The organism is Streptomyces turgidiscabies Car8, from assembly GCF_000331005.1.
GTDB classification, from domain to species: Bacteria; Actinomycetota; Actinomycetes; order Streptomycetales; family Streptomycetaceae; genus Streptomyces; species Streptomyces turgidiscabies.
The window spans coordinates 26038-43157 of record NZ_AEJB01000212.1; the positions used below are offsets into that span (position 1 = coordinate 26038).

Annotated in this window: 15 protein-coding genes; 10 read left to right on the forward strand and 5 right to left on the reverse strand. The window is 71.6% G+C overall.

What is annotated here, in order from left to right; genetic code table 11:
* The first annotated feature begins 81 nt into the window (after window positions 1-81).
* A complete protein-coding gene (locus STRTUCAR8_RS14180; protein WP_006376441.1) occupies window positions 82-1083 on the forward strand; it encodes a TauD/TfdA dioxygenase family protein in 1002 nt (333 codons plus the stop codon).
* A gap of 16 nt (window positions 1084-1099) precedes the next feature.
* Here the strand turns inward: STRTUCAR8_RS14180 and STRTUCAR8_RS14185 are convergent, their stop codons facing one another.
* From STRTUCAR8_RS14185 to STRTUCAR8_RS14195, 3 genes are read right to left on the reverse strand one after another with little or no spacing between them, the layout of a single operon-like run.
* Complete coding sequence (locus STRTUCAR8_RS14185; protein WP_006376432.1) at window positions 1100-2131, reverse strand: LLM class flavin-dependent oxidoreductase; 1032 nt, start codon at window positions 2129-2131, stop codon at window positions 1100-1102.
* 30 nt (window positions 2132-2161) lie between these two features.
* Window positions 2162-3730: a metallophosphoesterase family protein gene (locus STRTUCAR8_RS14190; RefSeq protein ID WP_006376433.1), complete on the reverse strand. Its 1569-nt coding sequence runs from the start codon at window positions 3728-3730 to the stop codon at window positions 2162-2164.
* A 20-nt stretch (window positions 3731-3750) separates the two neighbouring features.
* Complete coding sequence (locus tag STRTUCAR8_RS14195) at window positions 3751-4638, reverse strand: MHYT domain-containing protein (protein WP_006376411.1); 888 nt, start codon at window positions 4636-4638, stop codon at window positions 3751-3753.
* Between the two features lie 269 nt (window positions 4639-4907).
* Here STRTUCAR8_RS14195 and STRTUCAR8_RS14200 point away from each other — a divergent pair, with 269 nt between their 5' ends.
* The 6 genes from STRTUCAR8_RS14200 (at window position 4908) to STRTUCAR8_RS14225 (ending at window position 12442) form a co-directional block, all read left to right on the forward strand.
* A complete protein-coding gene (locus STRTUCAR8_RS14200; protein WP_006376402.1) occupies window positions 4908-6014 on the forward strand; it encodes a substrate-binding domain-containing protein in 1107 nt (368 codons plus the stop codon).
* A 159-nt stretch (window positions 6015-6173) separates the two neighbouring features.
* Window positions 6174-7523 carry an ABC transporter substrate-binding protein gene (locus tag STRTUCAR8_RS14205; RefSeq protein WP_044472187.1) on the forward strand — a complete coding sequence of 450 codons (1350 nt, stop codon included), beginning with the start codon at window positions 6174-6176 and terminating at the stop codon, window positions 7521-7523.
* Between the two features lie 64 nt (window positions 7524-7587).
* Window positions 7588-8577, forward strand: coding sequence for a carbohydrate ABC transporter permease (locus STRTUCAR8_RS14210; protein ID WP_006376412.1), 990 nt, complete (start codon window positions 7588-7590; stop codon window positions 8575-8577).
* Window positions 8574-9437 carry a carbohydrate ABC transporter permease gene (locus STRTUCAR8_RS14215; protein WP_006376406.1) on the forward strand — a complete coding sequence of 288 codons (864 nt, stop codon included), beginning with the start codon at window positions 8574-8576 and terminating at the stop codon, window positions 9435-9437. Before STRTUCAR8_RS14210 ends, STRTUCAR8_RS14215 begins: the two co-directional genes overlap by 4 nt.
* Window positions 9438-9485: 48 nt before the next feature.
* The gene (locus STRTUCAR8_RS14220) at window positions 9486-10517 is read left to right on the forward strand and encodes a hydroxyacid dehydrogenase (RefSeq protein WP_006376413.1); all 1032 of its coding nucleotides are present in this window, start codon (window positions 9486-9488) and stop codon (window positions 10515-10517) included.
* Window positions 10514-12442 (forward strand): DUF2264 domain-containing protein, encoded by a 1929-nt coding sequence (locus STRTUCAR8_RS14225; protein ID WP_006376419.1) that lies wholly within the window; start codon window positions 10514-10516, stop codon window positions 12440-12442. The genes STRTUCAR8_RS14220 and STRTUCAR8_RS14225 overlap by 4 nt, the downstream gene beginning before the upstream one ends.
* Window positions 12443-12562: 120 nt before the next feature.
* On the opposite strand, the gene STRTUCAR8_RS14230 is transcribed toward STRTUCAR8_RS14225, so the two are convergent.
* Together STRTUCAR8_RS14230 and STRTUCAR8_RS14235 are read right to left on the reverse strand one after the other, a co-directional pair.
* Window positions 12563-12769 (reverse strand): hypothetical protein, encoded by a 207-nt coding sequence (locus STRTUCAR8_RS14230; RefSeq protein WP_006376430.1) that lies wholly within the window; start codon window positions 12767-12769, stop codon window positions 12563-12565.
* Window positions 12770-13266: 497 nt separating this feature from the next.
* Entirely contained in the window at window positions 13267-13887 is a 621-nt protein-coding gene (locus tag STRTUCAR8_RS14235; RefSeq protein ID WP_006376425.1) for an L-threonylcarbamoyladenylate synthase, read from the reverse strand.
* A gap of 79 nt (window positions 13888-13966) precedes the next feature.
* On the opposite strand from STRTUCAR8_RS14235, the gene STRTUCAR8_RS14240 reads away from it, so the two are divergent.
* The 3 genes from STRTUCAR8_RS14240 to STRTUCAR8_RS14250 all read left to right on the forward strand — a co-directional run bounded on the left by STRTUCAR8_RS14240 (window position 13967) and on the right by STRTUCAR8_RS14250 (window position 17060).
* The gene (locus tag STRTUCAR8_RS14240) at window positions 13967-15484 is read left to right on the forward strand and encodes a helix-turn-helix domain-containing protein (RefSeq protein WP_044472188.1); all 1518 of its coding nucleotides are present in this window, start codon (window positions 13967-13969) and stop codon (window positions 15482-15484) included.
* Window positions 15485-15803: 319 nt separating this feature from the next.
* On the forward strand, window positions 15804-16187 hold the full coding sequence (locus STRTUCAR8_RS14245) for a DUF6479 family protein (RefSeq protein ID WP_006376405.1): 384 nt from the start codon (window positions 15804-15806) through the stop codon (window positions 16185-16187).
* Window positions 16188-16232: 45 nt separating this feature from the next.
* Entirely contained in the window at window positions 16233-17060 is an 828-nt protein-coding gene (locus tag STRTUCAR8_RS14250) for a methyltransferase domain-containing protein (protein WP_006376435.1), read from the forward strand.
* The last annotated feature ends 60 nt before the right edge of the window (window positions 17061-17120 follow it).

Sequence of the window (17120 nt, forward strand, 5' to 3'; positions counted from 1 at the left end):
GTCGCCACGCCCGCCGAATACTGGCACGCTCACCAGCGACACCGACGAGACGTACGAGACCGACCCACGAGCGGAGTGTGCATGACGACGGACCGGGCCACGAACGGCGAAGTGCAGCCGGGTGACCAGGAGTTGAGGCCGACGGAGGTAGCCGGGGTGGAGGTGCGGCCCGTCGCGGGGCACATCGGCGCCGAGATCTCGGGAGTCGACCTGACCGAGCCCCTCGACAGCCCCGTGGTCGCCGCAATCAGGGCGGCCGTCCTGCGCTGGAAGGTGGTGTTCTTCCGCGGCCAGCGGCTGGACCACGCCGGGCACATCGCCTTCGCGCGCCGGTTCGGCGAGCCGGTCGTCCTCGGGCGGCGCGGCGGCGCCTCCCCGCCCGGCTTCCCCGAGATCGAGACGACCGCCGACCGGCTGGAGCTGGGCGGACGCTACGGCATGGAGCACGCCGAATGGCTGGAGCGGCGCCGCCACTCGCTGCTGCGCGGCTGGCACTGCGACCACGGCGCCCGGATCGACCCGCCCGCCGCGACGATCCTGCGCGCCGAGACCGTCCCGCCGTACGGCGGCGACACCACCTGGTCCAACCTGGCCGCCGCGTACGCCGGACTCTCCGCGCCCGTACGGGAGTTCGTGGACGGACTCAGGGCCGAGCACCGGCTGGGTGTCGGCTACCAGGCGCGGCCCGGCGACGACGCGTATCTCCGGCATCTCCTCGACCACCAGACCGCCTCGGTGCACCCACTGGTGCGGGTCCACCCGGAGACGGGGGAGCGGGTGCTGTTCGTCAACGGCTACTACCTGGAGCAGATCGTGGACGTCTCCCGCGCGGAGAGCCGGCTGCTGCTGGAGATGCTTCTCGAACAGGCGACCAGGCCCGAGTACACGGTCCGTTTCCGCTGGGAGCCCGGCAGCGTCGCCTTCTGGGACAACCGGGCCACCATCCACCTCGCCCCCAGCGACAACGCCCACCTCGGCCACCCCCGGGTCATGCACCGCGTGATGCTGACCGGCGACATTCCGGCGGGCGTGGACGGCAGGCCGTCGGAGGCGGTCACCGGAGCCGAACCCGGGCGGTGGTGAGGGGCCCGCAGGAGCTTCAGCCGGTGGCCGGCCGCCAGCCCAGGGCGGGACCGAGGCGGGTCGCGATGTCGTTGAGGATCTGGACGTAGTCCTCGTGGTCGAAGGTGAACGGCAGCGCGAAAGCCACCTCGTCGATCTCCTGGAACGCGACGTGCGCGTACAGGCGTTCGGCGATCTCGGCCGAGGTGCCGACGAGGTCCGGCGCGAACATCAGCCGCGCCGGACCCTGCGGCGTCGCGGTCCGCGGCAGCCGCTTCGCCGCGTACTCCTCGTACTTGGCGCGCTGCGCGGGCGAGGCACTGTCGGTGGGGATGACGACGAGACCTTGGGAGACCCGGGCCCGGTCGCCGTCAGGGTGGTGCGCCCGGAAGGCCCGGACGCCGGCGAGCTGGACCTCGGCGAAGTCCGGCGACTCCTCGTCGCCCTCGGCCTTGACGACACTGCTGGTCAGGAAGTTCATACCGTGCTCCCCGGCCCACCGCGCCGACCGCAGACTCCCGCCGCCGTACCACAGCCGGCTTCCGAGCCCCGGGGAATGCGGCTGCACCCGGTCCGAGAACACCTCGAACCCCTGCACCCCGCTGAAGTCGCTGGCCGCCTTCCCTCGCACATGGTCCAGCAGCCGCTCGACCCGCTGGAAGCTGAAGTCCTCCGCGTCCGCCGTGTCGGGGTACAGGGCGCCCTTGACATGGTCGTAGTTCATCGGTGGGCCCACGCTCAGACCCGGGTTGAGCCGGCCTCCGGACAGGATGTCGACGGTCGCCCAGTCCTCCGCCAGGCGCAGCGGGTTCTCCCAGCCCAACGGGGTGACCGCGGTGCCCAGTTCGATACGGCGGGTGCGCTGCGAGGCCGCCGCGAGGACGGCCACCGGGGAGGAGATCCCGTACTGGAGATGACGGTGTCGCAGCCACGCGCTGTCGAAGCCCAGCCGCTCACCCAGCTCGATGATCTCCAGCGTCGACTCGTGCCCCGCCCGAGGATCGTCGCCGTGGAACAGCCCGATGGTGAGAAAGCCCAGTTTGCGCAGCGGCTGTGAGGGGGACGGCACGGGCTCCTCCAACGATCGTCGTACGGACGTTCACGCTCCGTCGATTGTGCCAGCAGGCCGGGTCAGCGGGATGACGACCTCGTCCTCGACCGGCGGATCCACCTCCTGCCTGAGCTTGCCGGTCGCGGAGAAACAGCGCAGCCGAATCGCCTCAGGGGAGACGTCGAGTCGCAGGAAGCTCTTGAAGAACGGCGGGCTGTACGTCGCCGAGCCGGGCGAGAACAGTTGGGTGTACGCCTTCCGGACCGGGAGCCGCAGCCGCCGGGCGCGGTCGGGACGACGGGCCGTGCCCAGCAGAGCGGCGACCAGCCGGATGCGCCGGGTGAGGCGGACGGACTCGCCAGGGTCGCGCGTCGGCCGGATACCCAGGCGCTCGGCGATCACGGCCGTCGCCTCGGCCTCGGTGAGGGTGAAGAAGCGGCGCAGGTGCAGCCGTCGGCCGTAGAGCCTGCTGTAGAAGGCCAGCGAGTCGCCGCGCAACGGATAGCAGCGGAAGTCGTCCTCGGTGACGTCGGCGACCGACACCCGCTTGATGGTGTGGGTGGCGTGCATGAACGCACCGCCGCCGCCCGAGACGATGTACTGGACGGTCCTGGCGGGCCCGGCGGTCCCGTCGCCGCTGCCGGGCAAGGTCACCGGATAGCGCTGGTAGTTGTGGATGTCGCCGCCTATCGCGGCGACGAAGTTCCGCTCCGGGTCGCGGACGAGGTCGTCGACCGTGCCGCCGCCGTCGATGGGGCAGGGGTGGTGCTCGCCGTCCACGTACAGGGGCGAGCCGGTGACGAGGATCTTCGGGACCGGTCCGGCGGACACCTCCCGCAGCCAGCGGCCCTGTTCGGCGTCGAGCGTGCCCAGCAGTCCGGTGTCGATGCCTATGACGCGTATGGGTCCTGCGTCGATCGCCCAGTACGGGCCGGGCTGGACCGCCTGTTGGGCGGGGGCCGAGCGCAACTTGGCGGCCTCGGCGAGGCGTTGCTCGTCGACGGCGCTCGGCCTGTGCCACAGGAGTGAGCGCAGCCTGCCGGGTGTGAACGCGTGGGGCGCGGGCTCCGCCGGGAGGGGCGGGGCGTCGCAGAACACGCGCATGAACCCGTTCAGGTCCTCGTACCAGTCGTGGTTGCCGGGGATCGCGTAGATCGGCGCCGGGTAGTCCTGGTAGGGGCGGAAGAACTTGGTGCCGTAGTCGTCGGTGGCTCCGACGGGGTAGATCACGTCACTGGCGAGCACGGTGAACGCCGTGTCCTGACCGGCCCTCAGGAAGCCCGGGACGACAGCGTACTGGGGCTCGTCGCCCTCGCCCGTGTCGCCGATGACCATGAAGGAGAAGCGGTCCGGGTCGGCGCGCCGGACCACCTTGTCGGCGGGCGCGCCCGCGGCTGTCCGTTGTTCGGCCCAGCGGCCGCGGGTACGGCCCGTGGGGTCACCGAACCAGGAGGCCAGTACGCCGTTGCGGGCGGGCCACAGCGTCCGGGGGTTGACCCACGAGAGCTTCTCGACCCGACGCGGCATCAACTCCCGGTAGGTTCCCGGGCTTTCGAGGCCCCAGCCCGCGCCCTCGGCGCTGTCGCGGGAGGAGTGGGCACGTGCGGAGTCAGCCATCGGGGCACCGTAGCAATGTCCTACAGGCGAAGATCCGTCCGGGTCGCGGTCCGCTGCCGGCTCATGGAGGGCTGCCACGGGTGCTGCTTCGCCGACTGCCTCGGTATCGGCGGCGCCGGCTCGGTCTGCCGCGCGGGCCGCTGCCGGGAGGCCTTCGAGCCCCACTCGCTGTCGCCCAGGACCAGCAGCGGGTCGAACATCACCACGACGGCGGCCAGCAGCAGGAAGAGGGTCGGGCCGATCAGCATCGGCAGCAGCAGCGAGGTCGGGGACGTGCCGGACCAGGTGGTTGTGGTGGACGCGTCGTGCAGGTGCACGCTGACGGCGGCCATGCCCGTGTAGTGCATACCGCTGACGGCCACGCCCATCACCAGGCTGGCCCCGAGGCTGGTCAGGAAGCCCCGGATGGAAACGGCCGCCCAGAGTGCGGCGGTCGCGGCGACGATGGCGATCACCACGGAGAGCGCCACGGTGGCCGTGTCGTAGCGGATCGCGCCGTTCACCTGGAGCGCCGCCATGCCGAGATAGTGCATCGCGGCGACGCCGAGACCGGTCACGATGCCCGCGGTGGACAGTGCCACAGGCGTGGCGCCGCGATAGCCGACGACGAACACGCCGATACCGACGACGACGATCGCGACGGCGAGGCTCGTGACGGTCAGCCCGACGTCGTAGCGGACCGCGCTCTCCTTGACCTGGAACCCGATCATCGCGATGAAGTGCATGGTCCAGATCCCGCACCCGATGGCAGCCGCCCCCAGTGCCAGCCAACCCGGCTTCCACGAGCCCTGGTTGAGCAGAGATCTGACCACGCAGCGCAGCCCCAGGGCGCTTCCCAGGCAGGCCATGATGTAGGCGGCCACCGGGGTGACGAAACCGTAGCTGAATCCGTCAATTGTTCCGTGCATATGCCAATTCCCCCCGAGGCGCAAGATGTTGAGGGATGAACTTCTCGCCTCAAGTGTGATCAAAGCAAGCAGTTACCGCGAGTACTCGGTGAATTTCACTTGAACGATGGTCAAGATCGGTCGAAAAGGGATGGGAATCGGCCGGAAGCCCTTGTTCCGGTAGTGATGCTGGCGTCCGGCCCGCTGATCGCTATGCTGCGCGGAAAAGCGTTCAAACGAACATTCCGGTGTGCGGGCGTGCCGGTGTACGAAATGAGGGGGCGAACGGTATGCGCGAGCCGGTCGAACTGAGGCGACAGCGGATTCTGGCCGCCGTGCAGGCGCGTGGCGCGGCCCGGGTGACCGACCTCGCCGCCGAACTGGAGGTCTCGGTGGTCACCGTCCGCCGGGACGTGGAGGAACTCGCCCGTGAGGGCAGGCTCCGGCGCGGCCACGGCGTCGCCCGCTCCACCCTCCCGGTGCCGGTCGCCCCGTCCGAGCCCGTCACCGTGTCCGGGGACGGCGACATCGTCGCCCTGGTCGTCCCCGCCCGCCACTCCTACCTCTACGAGACCCTGCACGGCGCCCGCCCCGTCCTGGAGGAGGCCGGCGTGCGCATCGCGCTGCATATCGCCCCGCAGGTCGCCGGCGCCGAACAGCCGCTGGTGGAGCGGGCGTTGGCGGACGGCGCCCGGGGCGTGCTGATCGCCCCCCGCTGGCGTACCCTCGCCGCCGAGGAGGCCGACGCGAAGTGGCTGTGCGGGCTCGGCGTGCCGACCGTCCTGATGGAACGCAGGCCACGCCCCGGCAGTGCGCTGCACGCCCTGGACTCCGTGTGTTCCGACCACTGGTACGGCGCCCATCTCGCCGTCGAGCACCTGGTCTCCCTCGGTCACCGCAGGGTCGTCTTCGCCACCCGCGACGACAGCCCCACGGCGCGCGCCCTGCGCACCGCCCTCACCGAGATCGCCGGTGCCCATCCGCACCTCGACGCCTGGACACTCGGACTCAGTTCCCCCGAGGCGGGCCCCGACCGCTCGGCCGGGGCGGACCGCGTGGCCGTCGACCTGCCCGGTGTCCTGCGCGAGGCGGACGCCACGGCGTGCGTGCTGCACGGCGACGTGGACGCGCTGATGCTGGTCCAGGAACTGACCGCGCACGGCGTCCGGGTGCCGCAGGACTGCTCGGTCGTCGCGTACGACGACGTCGTGGCCGCCCTCGGCAGTACCCCCCTCACCGCCGTGTCCCCGCCCAAGGGGGAGGTCGGGCGGGCCGCCGCCGAACTGCTGCTGCAGCGGCTGAGGGATCCGCGCGGCAGCGGGGCGGGACCGGCGCGGCGTATCGAACTGCTGCCGCAGCTGAAGGTGCGTGGGTCGACACGGGTGTTGACCTCCTGAGCGTTGCGTATCCACGCTCACATCCGACGCCGTATGAGCGTTTGACCGCTTTATTTTCTTCTGATCGATGTCTTGACCGTTTTCCTTGTGCCGATCAGGATTCCCGTATCTCGAACAGGACGTGTCTCAGGGACACGCCGGAGCCGCGGGAGGCACCCCATGCCTGGTCGACAGAGTCACCGTCGACGAAGCCGCCGGTCCGTGCTCGCCGCGATGGCCGCACTGCCACTGACCGGCGCCGTGAGCGCCTGCAGTGGAGGAACGGACTCCGCGTCGAGCGGGACCGGCGGAAAAGTCACCCGCATCACCTTCTGGTCCGCGCTGCGCGGCAGTCAGGAGGTGGTGGACGCCTTCAACAGCACCCACGACAGCATCCAGGTCGACTTCCAGCAGATTCCGTCCGGCGGCCAGGGCGGTTACGCGAAACTGAGCAACGCCGCCCGTGCCGGCAACGCCCCCGACGTGGCCACCATCGAGTACCCGCAGGTACCCGGCTTCGCCATCGACGGTGTGGCCCGCGATCTCACCTCGATGATCAGCGACGAACTGCGCGCCGAACTGCTGCCCCAGGCACTGGGTCTGACCACCTTCGAACAGCGCGTGTTCAGCGTCCCGTTGGACGTCGAACCGATGGTGATGCACTACCGCGCCGACCTCTTCGCCCAGCACGGCTTCGAAGTGCCGCGCACCTGGGCGGAGTTCGAGGAACTGGCCCGGGCCGTCCGCCGCAAGCTGCCCGGCCGACGGCTGGTCCTCTTCCCCACGGACGGCGGCACCCAGTTCGCCGCCTACGCCTGGCAGGCCGGCGCCCAGTGGTTCGACACGGCGGGCGGCGCCTGGAACGTCTCCCTCGCCGACGCACCCACCCGGCGGGTCGCCGCCTACTGGCAGCGGCTCATCGACGAGGACCTCGTCTTCATGAACGCCATCGAGAGCAGACAGTCCGACGCGCAGATCGCCAACGGACTCGTGCTGACGAGGCTCAGCGGAGCCTGGGACGCGGGCGCCCAGATGAAGGCGCGGCCCGCACAGACCGGCCAGTGGCGGATCGCCCCGCTGCCCCGGTGGGACACCGGCCACCCGGCCGTCGGCACCCACGGCGGCTCGACCTTCGCCGTCACCAAGGACAGCCGACACCCGGAAGCGGCACTGGAGTTCATCTCCTGGCAGGTCTCCCACCCCGACTCGCTGCGCGCCCGCCTCTCCAGCGGCACCAGCAGCCAGTACCCGGCCGCGTCCGCACTGGTCGCCGTGGGCCGCGAGGCGTTCGACCGCTCCTACTACGGCGGCCAGGACATCTACTCCCTCTTCGAGGAGGAGGCCCACAGAATCCGCGACGGCTGGGTCTGGGGCCCGCGCTTCACCGCCACCCAGCGGGTGATGCAGGACAGCTTCGCGCGCGTGGGCGGCGGTCAGGGCTCCCTCATCGACTCCGTACGCGCGGCACAGGACGGCACCATGCCCGACCTGAAGGCCCTCGGCCTGTCGACCACCGAGCACACCACATGAGCCCGCGCCCCTCCCCGCACGGCAACCGAGCGGCCCGAGCCGCCCGAAAGGCAGGTGACACCCCATGACCGCGACCACGCAGGCCCACCCCGCCGCGCCTGCCGCCGCTTCCCGCACCGCCGCCCCGGCCTCGGCCCACCGCGCCCGCAAGGCGGCCCGCCGACGTCAACTCGCCGCGTGCGCCGTTCTGATGGCCCCGTTCTTCGCCCTCCTCGTCACCGTCTTCCTGATCCCTGTCGGCACGGCCGTCTATCTGAGCTTCTTCAGCGACGACCAGCCCGGCCTCGGCTTCGGCCCCGAACGCACGGTCTTCGTCGGCCTGCGCAGCTACGCCGCCGTCCTCACCGACCCGACGTTCCTGTCCGGGCTCGCCACGGTCGCCCTGTACTGCCTGATCTACATCCCCCTGATGGTGATCGGCGCGCTCGCGCTCGCCCTGCTCCTCGACTCCGGAGTCGTACGGCTGCGCTCCTGGGCCCAGCTCGGCCTGTTCCTGCCGCACGCCGTGCCCGGCATCATCGCCGCCCTCATCTGGCTGTACCTCTACACACCCGGCATCAGCCCGGTCATCGACCTGTTCGCCAAGGCCGACATCACCATCGACTTCCTCGGCATCCACACCGTGCTCCCGTCGATCGTGAACATCGCCCTGTGGAGCAACCTCGGCTACAACATGGTCGTCTTCTACGCCGCACTCCAGGCCGTACCCCGCGAGGTCATCGAGGCGTCGGTCGTCGACGGCGCGGGCCCCGTCCGCACGGCACTCCAGGTCAAGACCCCGCTCGTGCGCACGTCGATCGTGATGGTCGCCATCTTCACCCTCATCTGGGCGCTGCAACTGTTCACCGAGCCCGTGCTGCTCAGTCAGTCCTCCCCGATGATCAACTCCCGCTTCTCGCCGAGCATGTACATCTACGACGCCGCCTTCACCCGCAACAACTACAGCCTGGCGGCAGCCGCCTCGGTCGTCCTGCTCCTGTGCACGATCGCCCTGTCCTACGGCGTCACCCGCTGGACCAGCCGCGCCAACACCCCCGAGGAGACGGCCCGATGAGCACCGGCGACAGCACCCTCATGCGCCCGCGCCTGCTCGGCCGGGCCACGGTCAACGTGGTCGTCGCGCTCTCCGTCCTCTACACCCTGCTGCCCGTCCTGTGGCTGGTCCTCGCCGCAGGCAAGAACCGGGACGCGCTGTTCAGCAGCAACATCCTGTCGCTGAGCGACTTCTCGTTCGTCCAGAACCTGCGCGACCTGTTCGCGATGGACGACGGCCTGTACAGCCGCTGGTACGGCAACAGCCTGCTGTACGCCGTCCTCGGCGCCGGTATCGGCGCCATGGTGAGCGTGGCCTGCGGCTACGCCTTCGACAAGTTCCGCTTCCAGCACAAGGAGAAGCTGTTCGGCCTGGTCCTGGCCGCCGTCATGGTGCCGCAGACGGTGCTCGCGCTGCCGCTGTACCTCATGGCCTCGAAGGCGGGCCTCGTCAACACCTTCTGGGCCGTGTTCATCCCCGTCCTGTTCAACCCGTTCGGCGTCTACCTCGGCCGTATCTTCAGCCAGGGCTATGTCCCCGACGAGGTCCTGGAAGCCGCCCGGGTGGACGGCGCGGGCGAACTCACCACGTACGTACGGGTGGCGCTGCGGATGCTCGGACCCGGGCTGGTCACCGTGTTCCTGTTCCAGCTCACCGCCATCTGGAACAACTTCTTCCTGCCGATGGTGATGCTCTCCGACCAGGACCTCTACCCGGTCAGCCTCGGTCTGTACCAGTGGAACAGCTCGGCCTCCGTGTCGCCCGAGTACTACCCCGTGGTGATCATGGGATCGCTGCTCGCCGTCCTTCCCCTCATCCTCGCCTTCGCCCTGCTGCAACGCTTCTGGCGCAGCGGTCTGACCGCGGGCTCCGTCAAGTAGCGCTCGCTCCACCGTCGTTCCCGACCAACAAGGAGTACCCGACCCCGAATGACCGTGTCCTCGCCGGGCCCCGGCTTCCGCCCCCGTGCAGCTCTCGCCATGTCCCCGGACGCCGCGACCGCCGTCCTCGATCCCGCCTCGCTGGCCGCCCTCGCCGCCGTCTGCGACCTCGCCCCGCTGCCGGTACTCGACGACTTCGGCACCGGCCGCGCACGCGAGATCCTCGCCGACGTCGACCTCCTGGTCACCGGCTGGGGCTGCCCCGTACTGGACGCCGACGCCCTCGCGGCGGCGCCCCGGCTGCGGGCGGTCGTGCACACCGCGGGCAGCGTCCGGCCGCATGTCACCGACGCCTGCTGGGAACGCGGCATCGAGGTGTCGTCGGCCGCCGCCGCCAACGCCCTGCCGGTCGCCGAGTACACCCTCGCCATGATCCTGCTCAGCGGCAAAGAGGTCCTGGAACGGGCCCGCGCCTACGCCGCCACGCACACCCGCGACAACTGGCTGCGCACCTCCCGCACGATCGGCAACTACCGCCGCACCGTCGGCATCGTCTCCGCCTCCCTGGTCGGCCGGCGCGTCATCGAACTGCTGCGCCCACACGACTTCGAGATCCTGCTGTACGACCCTTACGTCACCGACGCCGACGTCACCGAACTCGGCGTGGAACGCGTCGAGTTGGACGCCCTCTTCGCCCGCTCCGACACGGTCAGCCTGCACACCCCGCTGCTGCCCGCCACCCGGGGCCTGGTGAGCCGCACCCTGCTCGACGCCATGCGCCCCGGCGCCGTGTTCATCAACACCGCACGGGGAGGCGTCGTCGACCAGGACGCCTTGACCGACGCGGTCCGCGAGCGCCGCATCCGCGCCGTCCTCGACGTCACCGACCCCGAAGTCCTGCCGCCCGAACACCCGTTGTGGGACTGCCCCGACGCGCTTCTCACCCCCCACCTCGCCGGATCCCAGGGCAACGAGTGGCGCCGCCTGGCCGATGTCGCCGTCGCCGAGACGGAACACTGGGCATCCGGCGCGGGTTTCCGCCATCCCGTACGACGCGAAAGGCTGGCCTTCCTCGCATGAGCAGCACGACCCGTATCAGCAGCAGCGGCATCCCCTTCGAATTCCCGCCCGAGGACCGAGAGTCGAGCCCGTACACCGGGTACACGCGGGCCCACTGGGAGGCCGTGGCGGACGGGCTGCTGGCCGCCGCGTGGCGCTGGAGCACCCCGGGCGGCGCCCTGCTCGACCTGCCCGGCGTCCCCTCACGCTCGGGTGTGCGCTCCGACGGGCTCGAAGGCTACGCCCGCACCTTCCTCGCCGCCGCCTTCCGCGTCGCGGGCGCGAACGGCGACGACCCGCACGGCTGGCTCGACCGGTACGCCCAGGGCCTCACGGCGGGCACCCGCACCCCCGGCCGCGACGACACCGAGTCCTGGCCGCTCATCCTCGACCACGACGTCCAGGGCCAGCCGATGGTCGAGTCGGCGTCCGTGGCCCTCGGCCTCAGGCTGACGGCGCCCTGGCTGTGGAAACGGCTCGACTCGGGCGTACAGGACCGGGCGGAGGAATGGCTGCGCGGCTCCCTGCGGCACTCGCCCGCGCCGAACAACTGGTACCTCTTCCCCTACACGGTCGCCGGTTTCCTGGAGTCCGTCGGACGCGGCGACGCCGAGACGGCCAGGGCACGGGAGCGGGCCCTGGAGCTGATGGAGACCTGGTACCGGGGCGACGGCTGGTACGCGGACGGCGACGGCCGGGCCTTCGACCACTACAACGGCTGGGCCCTGCACCTCTACCCGGTCCTGGACGCTCACCTCGGCGACGACCGGGAGGCGTCAGCCCGCTACGGCCCCCGCCTGCGCGAGCACCTCGACGGCTTCGGGCTGATGTTCGGCGGGGACGGCGCCCCGATCCACTTCGGCCGCTCCCTCTCGTACCGCTTCGCCGCCTCCGCCGCCGTCGGCCTGGGCGCCCTCACCGGCCACACCCCGCTCACCCCGGGCACGAGCCGCCGGCTGATCAGCGGCAGCCTCCGTCACTTCCTGGACCGGGGCGCGCTGACCGAGGACGGCCTGCTCACCCTCGGCTGGCACGGCCCGCACCAGGCCACCCTGCAGACGTACTCGGGCCCGGCATCCCCGTACTGGGCCTCGAAGGCCTTCGTGTCCCTCCTCGCCCCCGCCGACGCGCCCCTCTGGACGGCCCGCGAGGAACCGGCGCCCGTCGAGGAGGGCGACCGGGTGCTCGCGCTGCCCGCGCCGGGACTGCTGGTGCAGTCGACCCGCGCGGACGGGATCGTCCGGCTGCACAACCACGGCAGTGACCACGTCCGCCCGCACGAGGGCGAGACGGCGGCCGAGGACGACCCGCACTACGGCCGCCAGGCCTACTCCACCCACTCCGGTCCGACCGCCCTCGCCAACATCGCCGACAACCACCTCTCCGTGGAGATCGGCGGCCGGGGCAGTGTCCGGCGCCGTATCCACCCACTGGGCGCGGGTCACGGGGACGGCTGGGGCTGGGCCGCCTCCTGGCACCGACCCGTGTTCACCGCCGGGCCGCCCATGCTGCCGGGCCTGCGGGTGGAGAGCGTCACGCTGGTACGGGGCCGCCACGAACTGCGCGTCCACCGCGTGACCGGCGCTCCCGCCGGGGCCCGGGTCACCCACACGGGATGGGCGACAGGCCCCGAGGAGGAGGAGGTGACGTCGGCGCTGTACGCCCTGTACGGCTGGAACCCCGACGCGGAGGAGACGCGCGCCCCGCAGGGCACCGCCTACACCCGCTGGGCCGTGGTCCCCCGCCTGACAGCCGAGACGTCCGGCACCTCACTCCACGTGGCCCTGGCGGCCCTCACAGCCGACCCGGAACCACTCGTGCCGGAGCGGGTCGTCGCCGGCGTGGAGGTGACCGACACGACGGTCGAGGTGCGGTGGGCCGAGGACGGGGCCCGTACACGGATCACCTTCGAGCCGGTTGCGGTTCAGCACAGCACGCAGGATTAGGGGGGCCGGCAAAGTCGCGCGGTCAGCCCCGCGCCCTGCAGGGGCGCGGGGCTGTGTGGATCTGCGGCTCCGCCGCGGGGCGCGACCAGCCCCCACCGGCCCGCAGCCGACAAGCGACCCTCACGGCAACAACTTGTCCAGCGCCGCACGCCCCTCCGCCGCCAGCTTCCGCTCCGCCCAGGCAAGGTTGCGCGGAGTGAGGTCGCGGCCCGTGGCCAGCACCAGATCCTCCGCCGACCCCCCGTGCTCCGCACCGGTGTGCAGCAGGGCGTCGGGGGTCGGGGTGTCGTCGGAGGGAGAGGGCGCATCGGAGTGCTGGATCGGCATGACGTCTCCTTGCTCGACCGGACCTCTTACCACCATGCACAGCCCACGCCCGGCGCGCACCCCGCACCGGTACCGGGCCCCCTGTTCGTCCGCTCCCACCAGCGGCTCGTTCGACGGCGGAACGATCACCGCCGACGAGATCGGCCACGTACCCGGCTTCGGCGACCTGCGCTGCACCCGCGGCGGCCGGGGACATCTGGAGACGCTCGCCTCGGGGCGCGAGGAGGGCCGGGGGCGGCCCTCGCGCGCGATCCTCGTCACCGTCGGGCCGGCTGGATGTCACCGCGCACGTCGTCGGCGGCGGTGTCAGCCGCGCCTGGCACCTGCTCGGACCGGCCGTCCGTACGGCACCCGCCGCCGAACCGCCCCACAGCGGACGCCTAGTCAGCCTCGTACGGGCATGGCTCGGCAGCGACGCCGGGGCGTCGGGGCGGCATCCCGCGCGGGACGAACTCGCCCCGGACACACGGGCGTACGGCGGCGGCGACGGTGCGCCGTCACTCGAACCGTGACGTGTCTCCCGCGCCCCGCCGCACGATCTCGGCCTCCCCGCTGGAGAAGTCGATGACCGTCGTCGGCTCCGTACCGCAGTCCCCGGAGTCGACGACCGCGTCCACGACGTGGTCGAGCCGCTCCTTGATCTCCCAGCCCTGCGTCAGCGGCTCCTTCTCGTCGGGCAGCAGCAGCGTGCTGGACAGCAGCGGCTCGCCCAGCTCGGCCAGCAGCGCCTGCACGACCGTGTGATCGGGGATGCGCACACCCACGGTCTTCTTCTTCGGGTGCAGCAGCTTGCGCGGCACCTCGCGGGTCGCCGGGAGGATGAAGGTGTAACTGCCCGGAGTGGACGCCTTCACGGCCCGGAACACGTCGTTGTCGACCTGCACGAACTGGCCGAGCTGCGCGAAGTTCTGGCACACGAGAGTGAAGTGGTGACGGTCGTCGAGCTGCCGGATCGACCGGATGCGGTCGATGCCGTCACGGCTGCCGAGCTGGCACCCCAGCGCGAAGCAGGAGTCCGTCGGATACGCGATCAGCGCGCCGGAGCGGATGCTGTCCGCGACCTGACTGATCGTGCGGGGCTGCGGGTTGTCGGGATGGACGTCGAAGTACCTTGCCATCCGTCGAGCCTATGCCCTCGGTGAGGTAAGTTCCGGACGGTGATGCCGTGACAACCTGATCGACCGGGGGAGAGCAGTCGTGCCAGGCAGCAGGACCGGAGGCGTGGGCGACGGAGCCTCCGGCGGCTGGGCCGGCGAACTCCTCGACCACCTGCGACCGGGCGCCCGCGACCTGGGCAGGGTGACCGACTGGCTCGCCGGAACCATCGAGGCGGAGGTGTCCCTCCAGGACGTGACCGGTGCCCTCCTCGCCGGCGCCCGGCTGCCCGCGGACGACGACCTGGTGAGGGACGTCTCCACCGGCAGAATCGCTTCCGCGGCGGTGCACGTACACGGACGCCATGTCAGGCTGGCCGCACTCGGACACCCCGTCACCAAGGCTGTGCTCGCGGTGGCCCGTACCGAACCGTTCGACCGGCGTGCCACCGACATCGTCGCCCGTACGGTCTGGGTGCTCGAACTGCTCCTGAGGGAACGCGCGACGACAAGCGCCGAACGCCGGCTGGACCGGGCGACCGCCGACCTCAGGCTCGCCATCCTGCAGCTGCTGATGGTGGGTGACACCATCGCGGCCCGCCGGGTCGCCGCCGGTCTCTGGCCCGGCCTGTTCGACACCGACACCGCCTGTGTCTACGTACTGGAAGTCCGCGCCGCACACCGCGACGACCTCGCCGAGGAGTGCCAGGAGGCAGCCGGGGGGCACGCGTTGATCGTGCGCTGTCCGGCCGTGGACGAGCATCTGATCGTCGTCGCGCCCATCGGCCACGGCCAGGACCTGGCGGGTCCGCAACTGCGCTCGGTCGTCGGCCAACACCCGGACACCTTCATCGGCGGCAGCGTCCGGCACGGCCTGGCCCAGACCGCCACGGCGTACGGACAGGCCGTCAGCGCCCTCGCCGTGGCCCGCTTCCGCCCGGACCGGGCGGCCGTGTACGCCGAACGCACCCACCCCGAGCGGCTGATGAACCCACTGGCGCTGCGCGGCTGGGCTGACCGGCTGCTGAGCCCGCTCGACGACCTGCCCCATCACACCCGGGCCGAACTCCTCGCCACCACCCGCCTCGGGTTCTCGTTCACCGCGGTCAAGACGGCGATCATCCTCGGCGTCAGCCGCAACACCGTGCGGGCCCGGATGGAACGCGTGGAAGGACTGCTCGACGCCGACTTCTCGGACCTCACGACCCGGGCCGCCGTCCAACTGGCCCTGAACACCCAGGCGGCGGTCCCGGACGAGCCGCGCCCGGCCGCGGCCCCGTCGGCCGGACTGACCGAACTGCTGCGCACGGATCCGCTGCTGGCCTGGGCGAACGGACTCCTCGGCCGCCTCGCCACGGACGCACGGGATCTACGGCGGACGGTCCGCACCTGGATCGCCGTCGGCGGCAACGCGGAACGCACCGCCCAGGTGCTCGGCCTCCACGCGCAGACCGTGCGCGACCACGTACGCAGCGCGGAACCCGTCCTCGAACGCCAGCTTCTCGCCGGCGGCAGCGACCTGTACGAGGTCGTCCTCGCCCATCTGGCACTCGGTGACCTCGACACACCCGACGACGACCGGACGAAACGGGGCCATCCGGGCGGGACCGTGCACGAGTGAGTCCTCGGCCCGGGAGAGAGGGCATGGGCGCGATACACGCCGTGCCCGCCCGCACGTAGGTTCGCCTGGACGTCGGTGCTCCGGTTGGGCGCGCCTCCCCTGGCGGGGGGCCCGGGAGCGCCGGTGTCCGCGCAGTGGTGCCTGGCCGGAAAGCGGCCCCGAGGACCCGCGGGTGCGGGGGAGGCGGCCGGCACGGGGGTGCGGCCGCGCCCCGCGCCCGCGTACTTTCCGACGCACGGTCCCTCTCTCCACCGCCCGGTCGTCGACGTCGCAGGTGAGCGGTACGAATAGCCGGCGGGTTCTGGGGCACCCGGGGGCCATGAAACTGGCAGAAGCAGCAGACGCGGGACAGGTGCTCGCCGCATCGAGCAACGTACTCAATGTGGTCGCCGCCTTCGCCGGTGGCCTGATCGTGGTGGCCCTGCTGATCTGGGCCGTCCGGCTGGGGGTGAAGGCCAAGGAGGCGGAGTCGCCCCCGCCCAGGCCGGACGAGCAGCCCAGGCTGCCGGAGTCCGGGCCGGTGCACGAGGAGCGCGAGATGCGCGAGCCCAACGAGGTGCCGCACACCGTGGAGGAGAGCGAGCGGCTCAATCCGCACAACCTCCACTCCGCCGGCACGAAGCGCGGCGAGGACCAGACCCGTCCGCGCTGGTCGCCCGGCAACAGCGGCTCCTTCGGCAGCGGCGGCTCCGGCAGGAAGTGACGGGATCTGGTGGTCGGTGCGTGACCCGGCTCATAGAGTGGCCGCATGGGGGAATCACCTGACACCCGGCCCAGCTCGGAGTTCCACGCACGCAACTTCTCCACGGCGGACGTCGGACGGCTCGTGGCGGCCCTCGACGCGCAGGACCAGGCAGACGGCGTCCGACGCCTGCGCGCCTGGACACTGGGCGCGCTGAACCCGCGCCCCGGCGAACACGTGATCGACGTGGGCAGTGGTACGGGCTCGCACACCCTGGCCCTGGCGGCGGCCGTCGCCCCGTGCGGCGACGCCGTGGGCATCGAGGCGAACCCGGCGCTGCGCGAGGTCGCCGAGCAGCGGGCGGCGGACGCCGGCAACGCGGCCCGCTTCCTGGACGGCGACGCGCTCGCCCTGCCGCTGCCCGACGCCACGGTGGACGTGGTCTGGTGCGAACGGGTCCTGCAGCACCTCTCCGAACCGGACAAGGCCGTCGGTGAGATCGCGCGGGTCCTGCGCCCCGGCGGACGCGTGGCGCTCGTCGACTCGGACTGGGCCACCGCCCTCCTGCACCCCGGTGACCCGGACGCGGTGGCCGCGATGACGGCGGGAACCCTGGCCGTGGCGGCCAACCCGTACTCCGGACGCCGGCTCGCGGACCAGCTGTCCGCCGCCGGACTGGTCGTCGACGACCGGGGTTCGCAGGCACTGCTCCAGGACAACGCGACGGTGCCCTGGCCCCTGGTGCGGATGATGGGCGAGTCGACCGTCCGGCGTGGACTCATGACCGAGGAGCAGCGCGACCGCCTCTACGCGGAGCTGACCGAGGCCGCGGAGCGGGGCGCGCTGCACATGTCGGTGACGATGTTCGCCGTGGTGGCCCACCGGCCCGCCTGACCTGCCCCGGGTGTTGTCGGGCTTCGTCGACGCTCGGCATGCGGCCCGGGCCCGGCCGTG

What these genes read in the sequence shown, in the direction of transcription:
- STRTUCAR8_RS14180 (WP_006376441.1), top strand. Translation starts at nt 82, where the DNA reads ATGACGACGGACCGGGCCACGAACGGCGAAGTGCAGCCGGGTGACCAG.
- STRTUCAR8_RS14190 (WP_006376433.1), bottom strand. Translation starts at nt 3,730, where the DNA reads ATGGCTGACTCCGCACGTGCCCACTCCTCCCGCGACAGCGCCGAGGGC.
- STRTUCAR8_RS14195 (WP_006376411.1), bottom strand. Translation starts at nt 4,638, where the DNA reads ATGCACGGAACAATTGACGGATTCAGCTACGGTTTCGTCACCCCGGTG.
- STRTUCAR8_RS14200 (WP_006376402.1), top strand. Translation starts at nt 4,908, where the DNA reads ATGCGCGAGCCGGTCGAACTGAGGCGACAGCGGATTCTGGCCGCCGTG.
- STRTUCAR8_RS14205 (WP_044472187.1), top strand. Translation starts at nt 6,174, where the DNA reads ATGCCTGGTCGACAGAGTCACCGTCGACGAAGCCGCCGGTCCGTGCTC.
- STRTUCAR8_RS14210 (WP_006376412.1), top strand. Translation starts at nt 7,588, where the DNA reads ATGACCGCGACCACGCAGGCCCACCCCGCCGCGCCTGCCGCCGCTTCC.
- STRTUCAR8_RS14215 (WP_006376406.1), top strand. Translation starts at nt 8,574, where the DNA reads ATGAGCACCGGCGACAGCACCCTCATGCGCCCGCGCCTGCTCGGCCGG.
- STRTUCAR8_RS14220 (WP_006376413.1), top strand. Translation starts at nt 9,486, where the DNA reads ATGACCGTGTCCTCGCCGGGCCCCGGCTTCCGCCCCCGTGCAGCTCTC.
- STRTUCAR8_RS14225 (WP_006376419.1), top strand. Translation starts at nt 10,514, where the DNA reads ATGAGCAGCACGACCCGTATCAGCAGCAGCGGCATCCCCTTCGAATTC.
- STRTUCAR8_RS14230 (WP_006376430.1), bottom strand. Translation starts at nt 12,769, where the DNA reads ATGCCGATCCAGCACTCCGATGCGCCCTCTCCCTCCGACGACACCCCG.
- STRTUCAR8_RS14235 (WP_006376425.1), bottom strand. Translation starts at nt 13,887, where the DNA reads ATGGCAAGGTACTTCGACGTCCATCCCGACAACCCGCAGCCCCGCACG.
- STRTUCAR8_RS14245 (WP_006376405.1), top strand. Translation starts at nt 15,804, where the DNA reads ATGAAACTGGCAGAAGCAGCAGACGCGGGACAGGTGCTCGCCGCATCG.
- STRTUCAR8_RS14250 (WP_006376435.1), top strand. Translation starts at nt 16,233, where the DNA reads ATGGGGGAATCACCTGACACCCGGCCCAGCTCGGAGTTCCACGCACGC.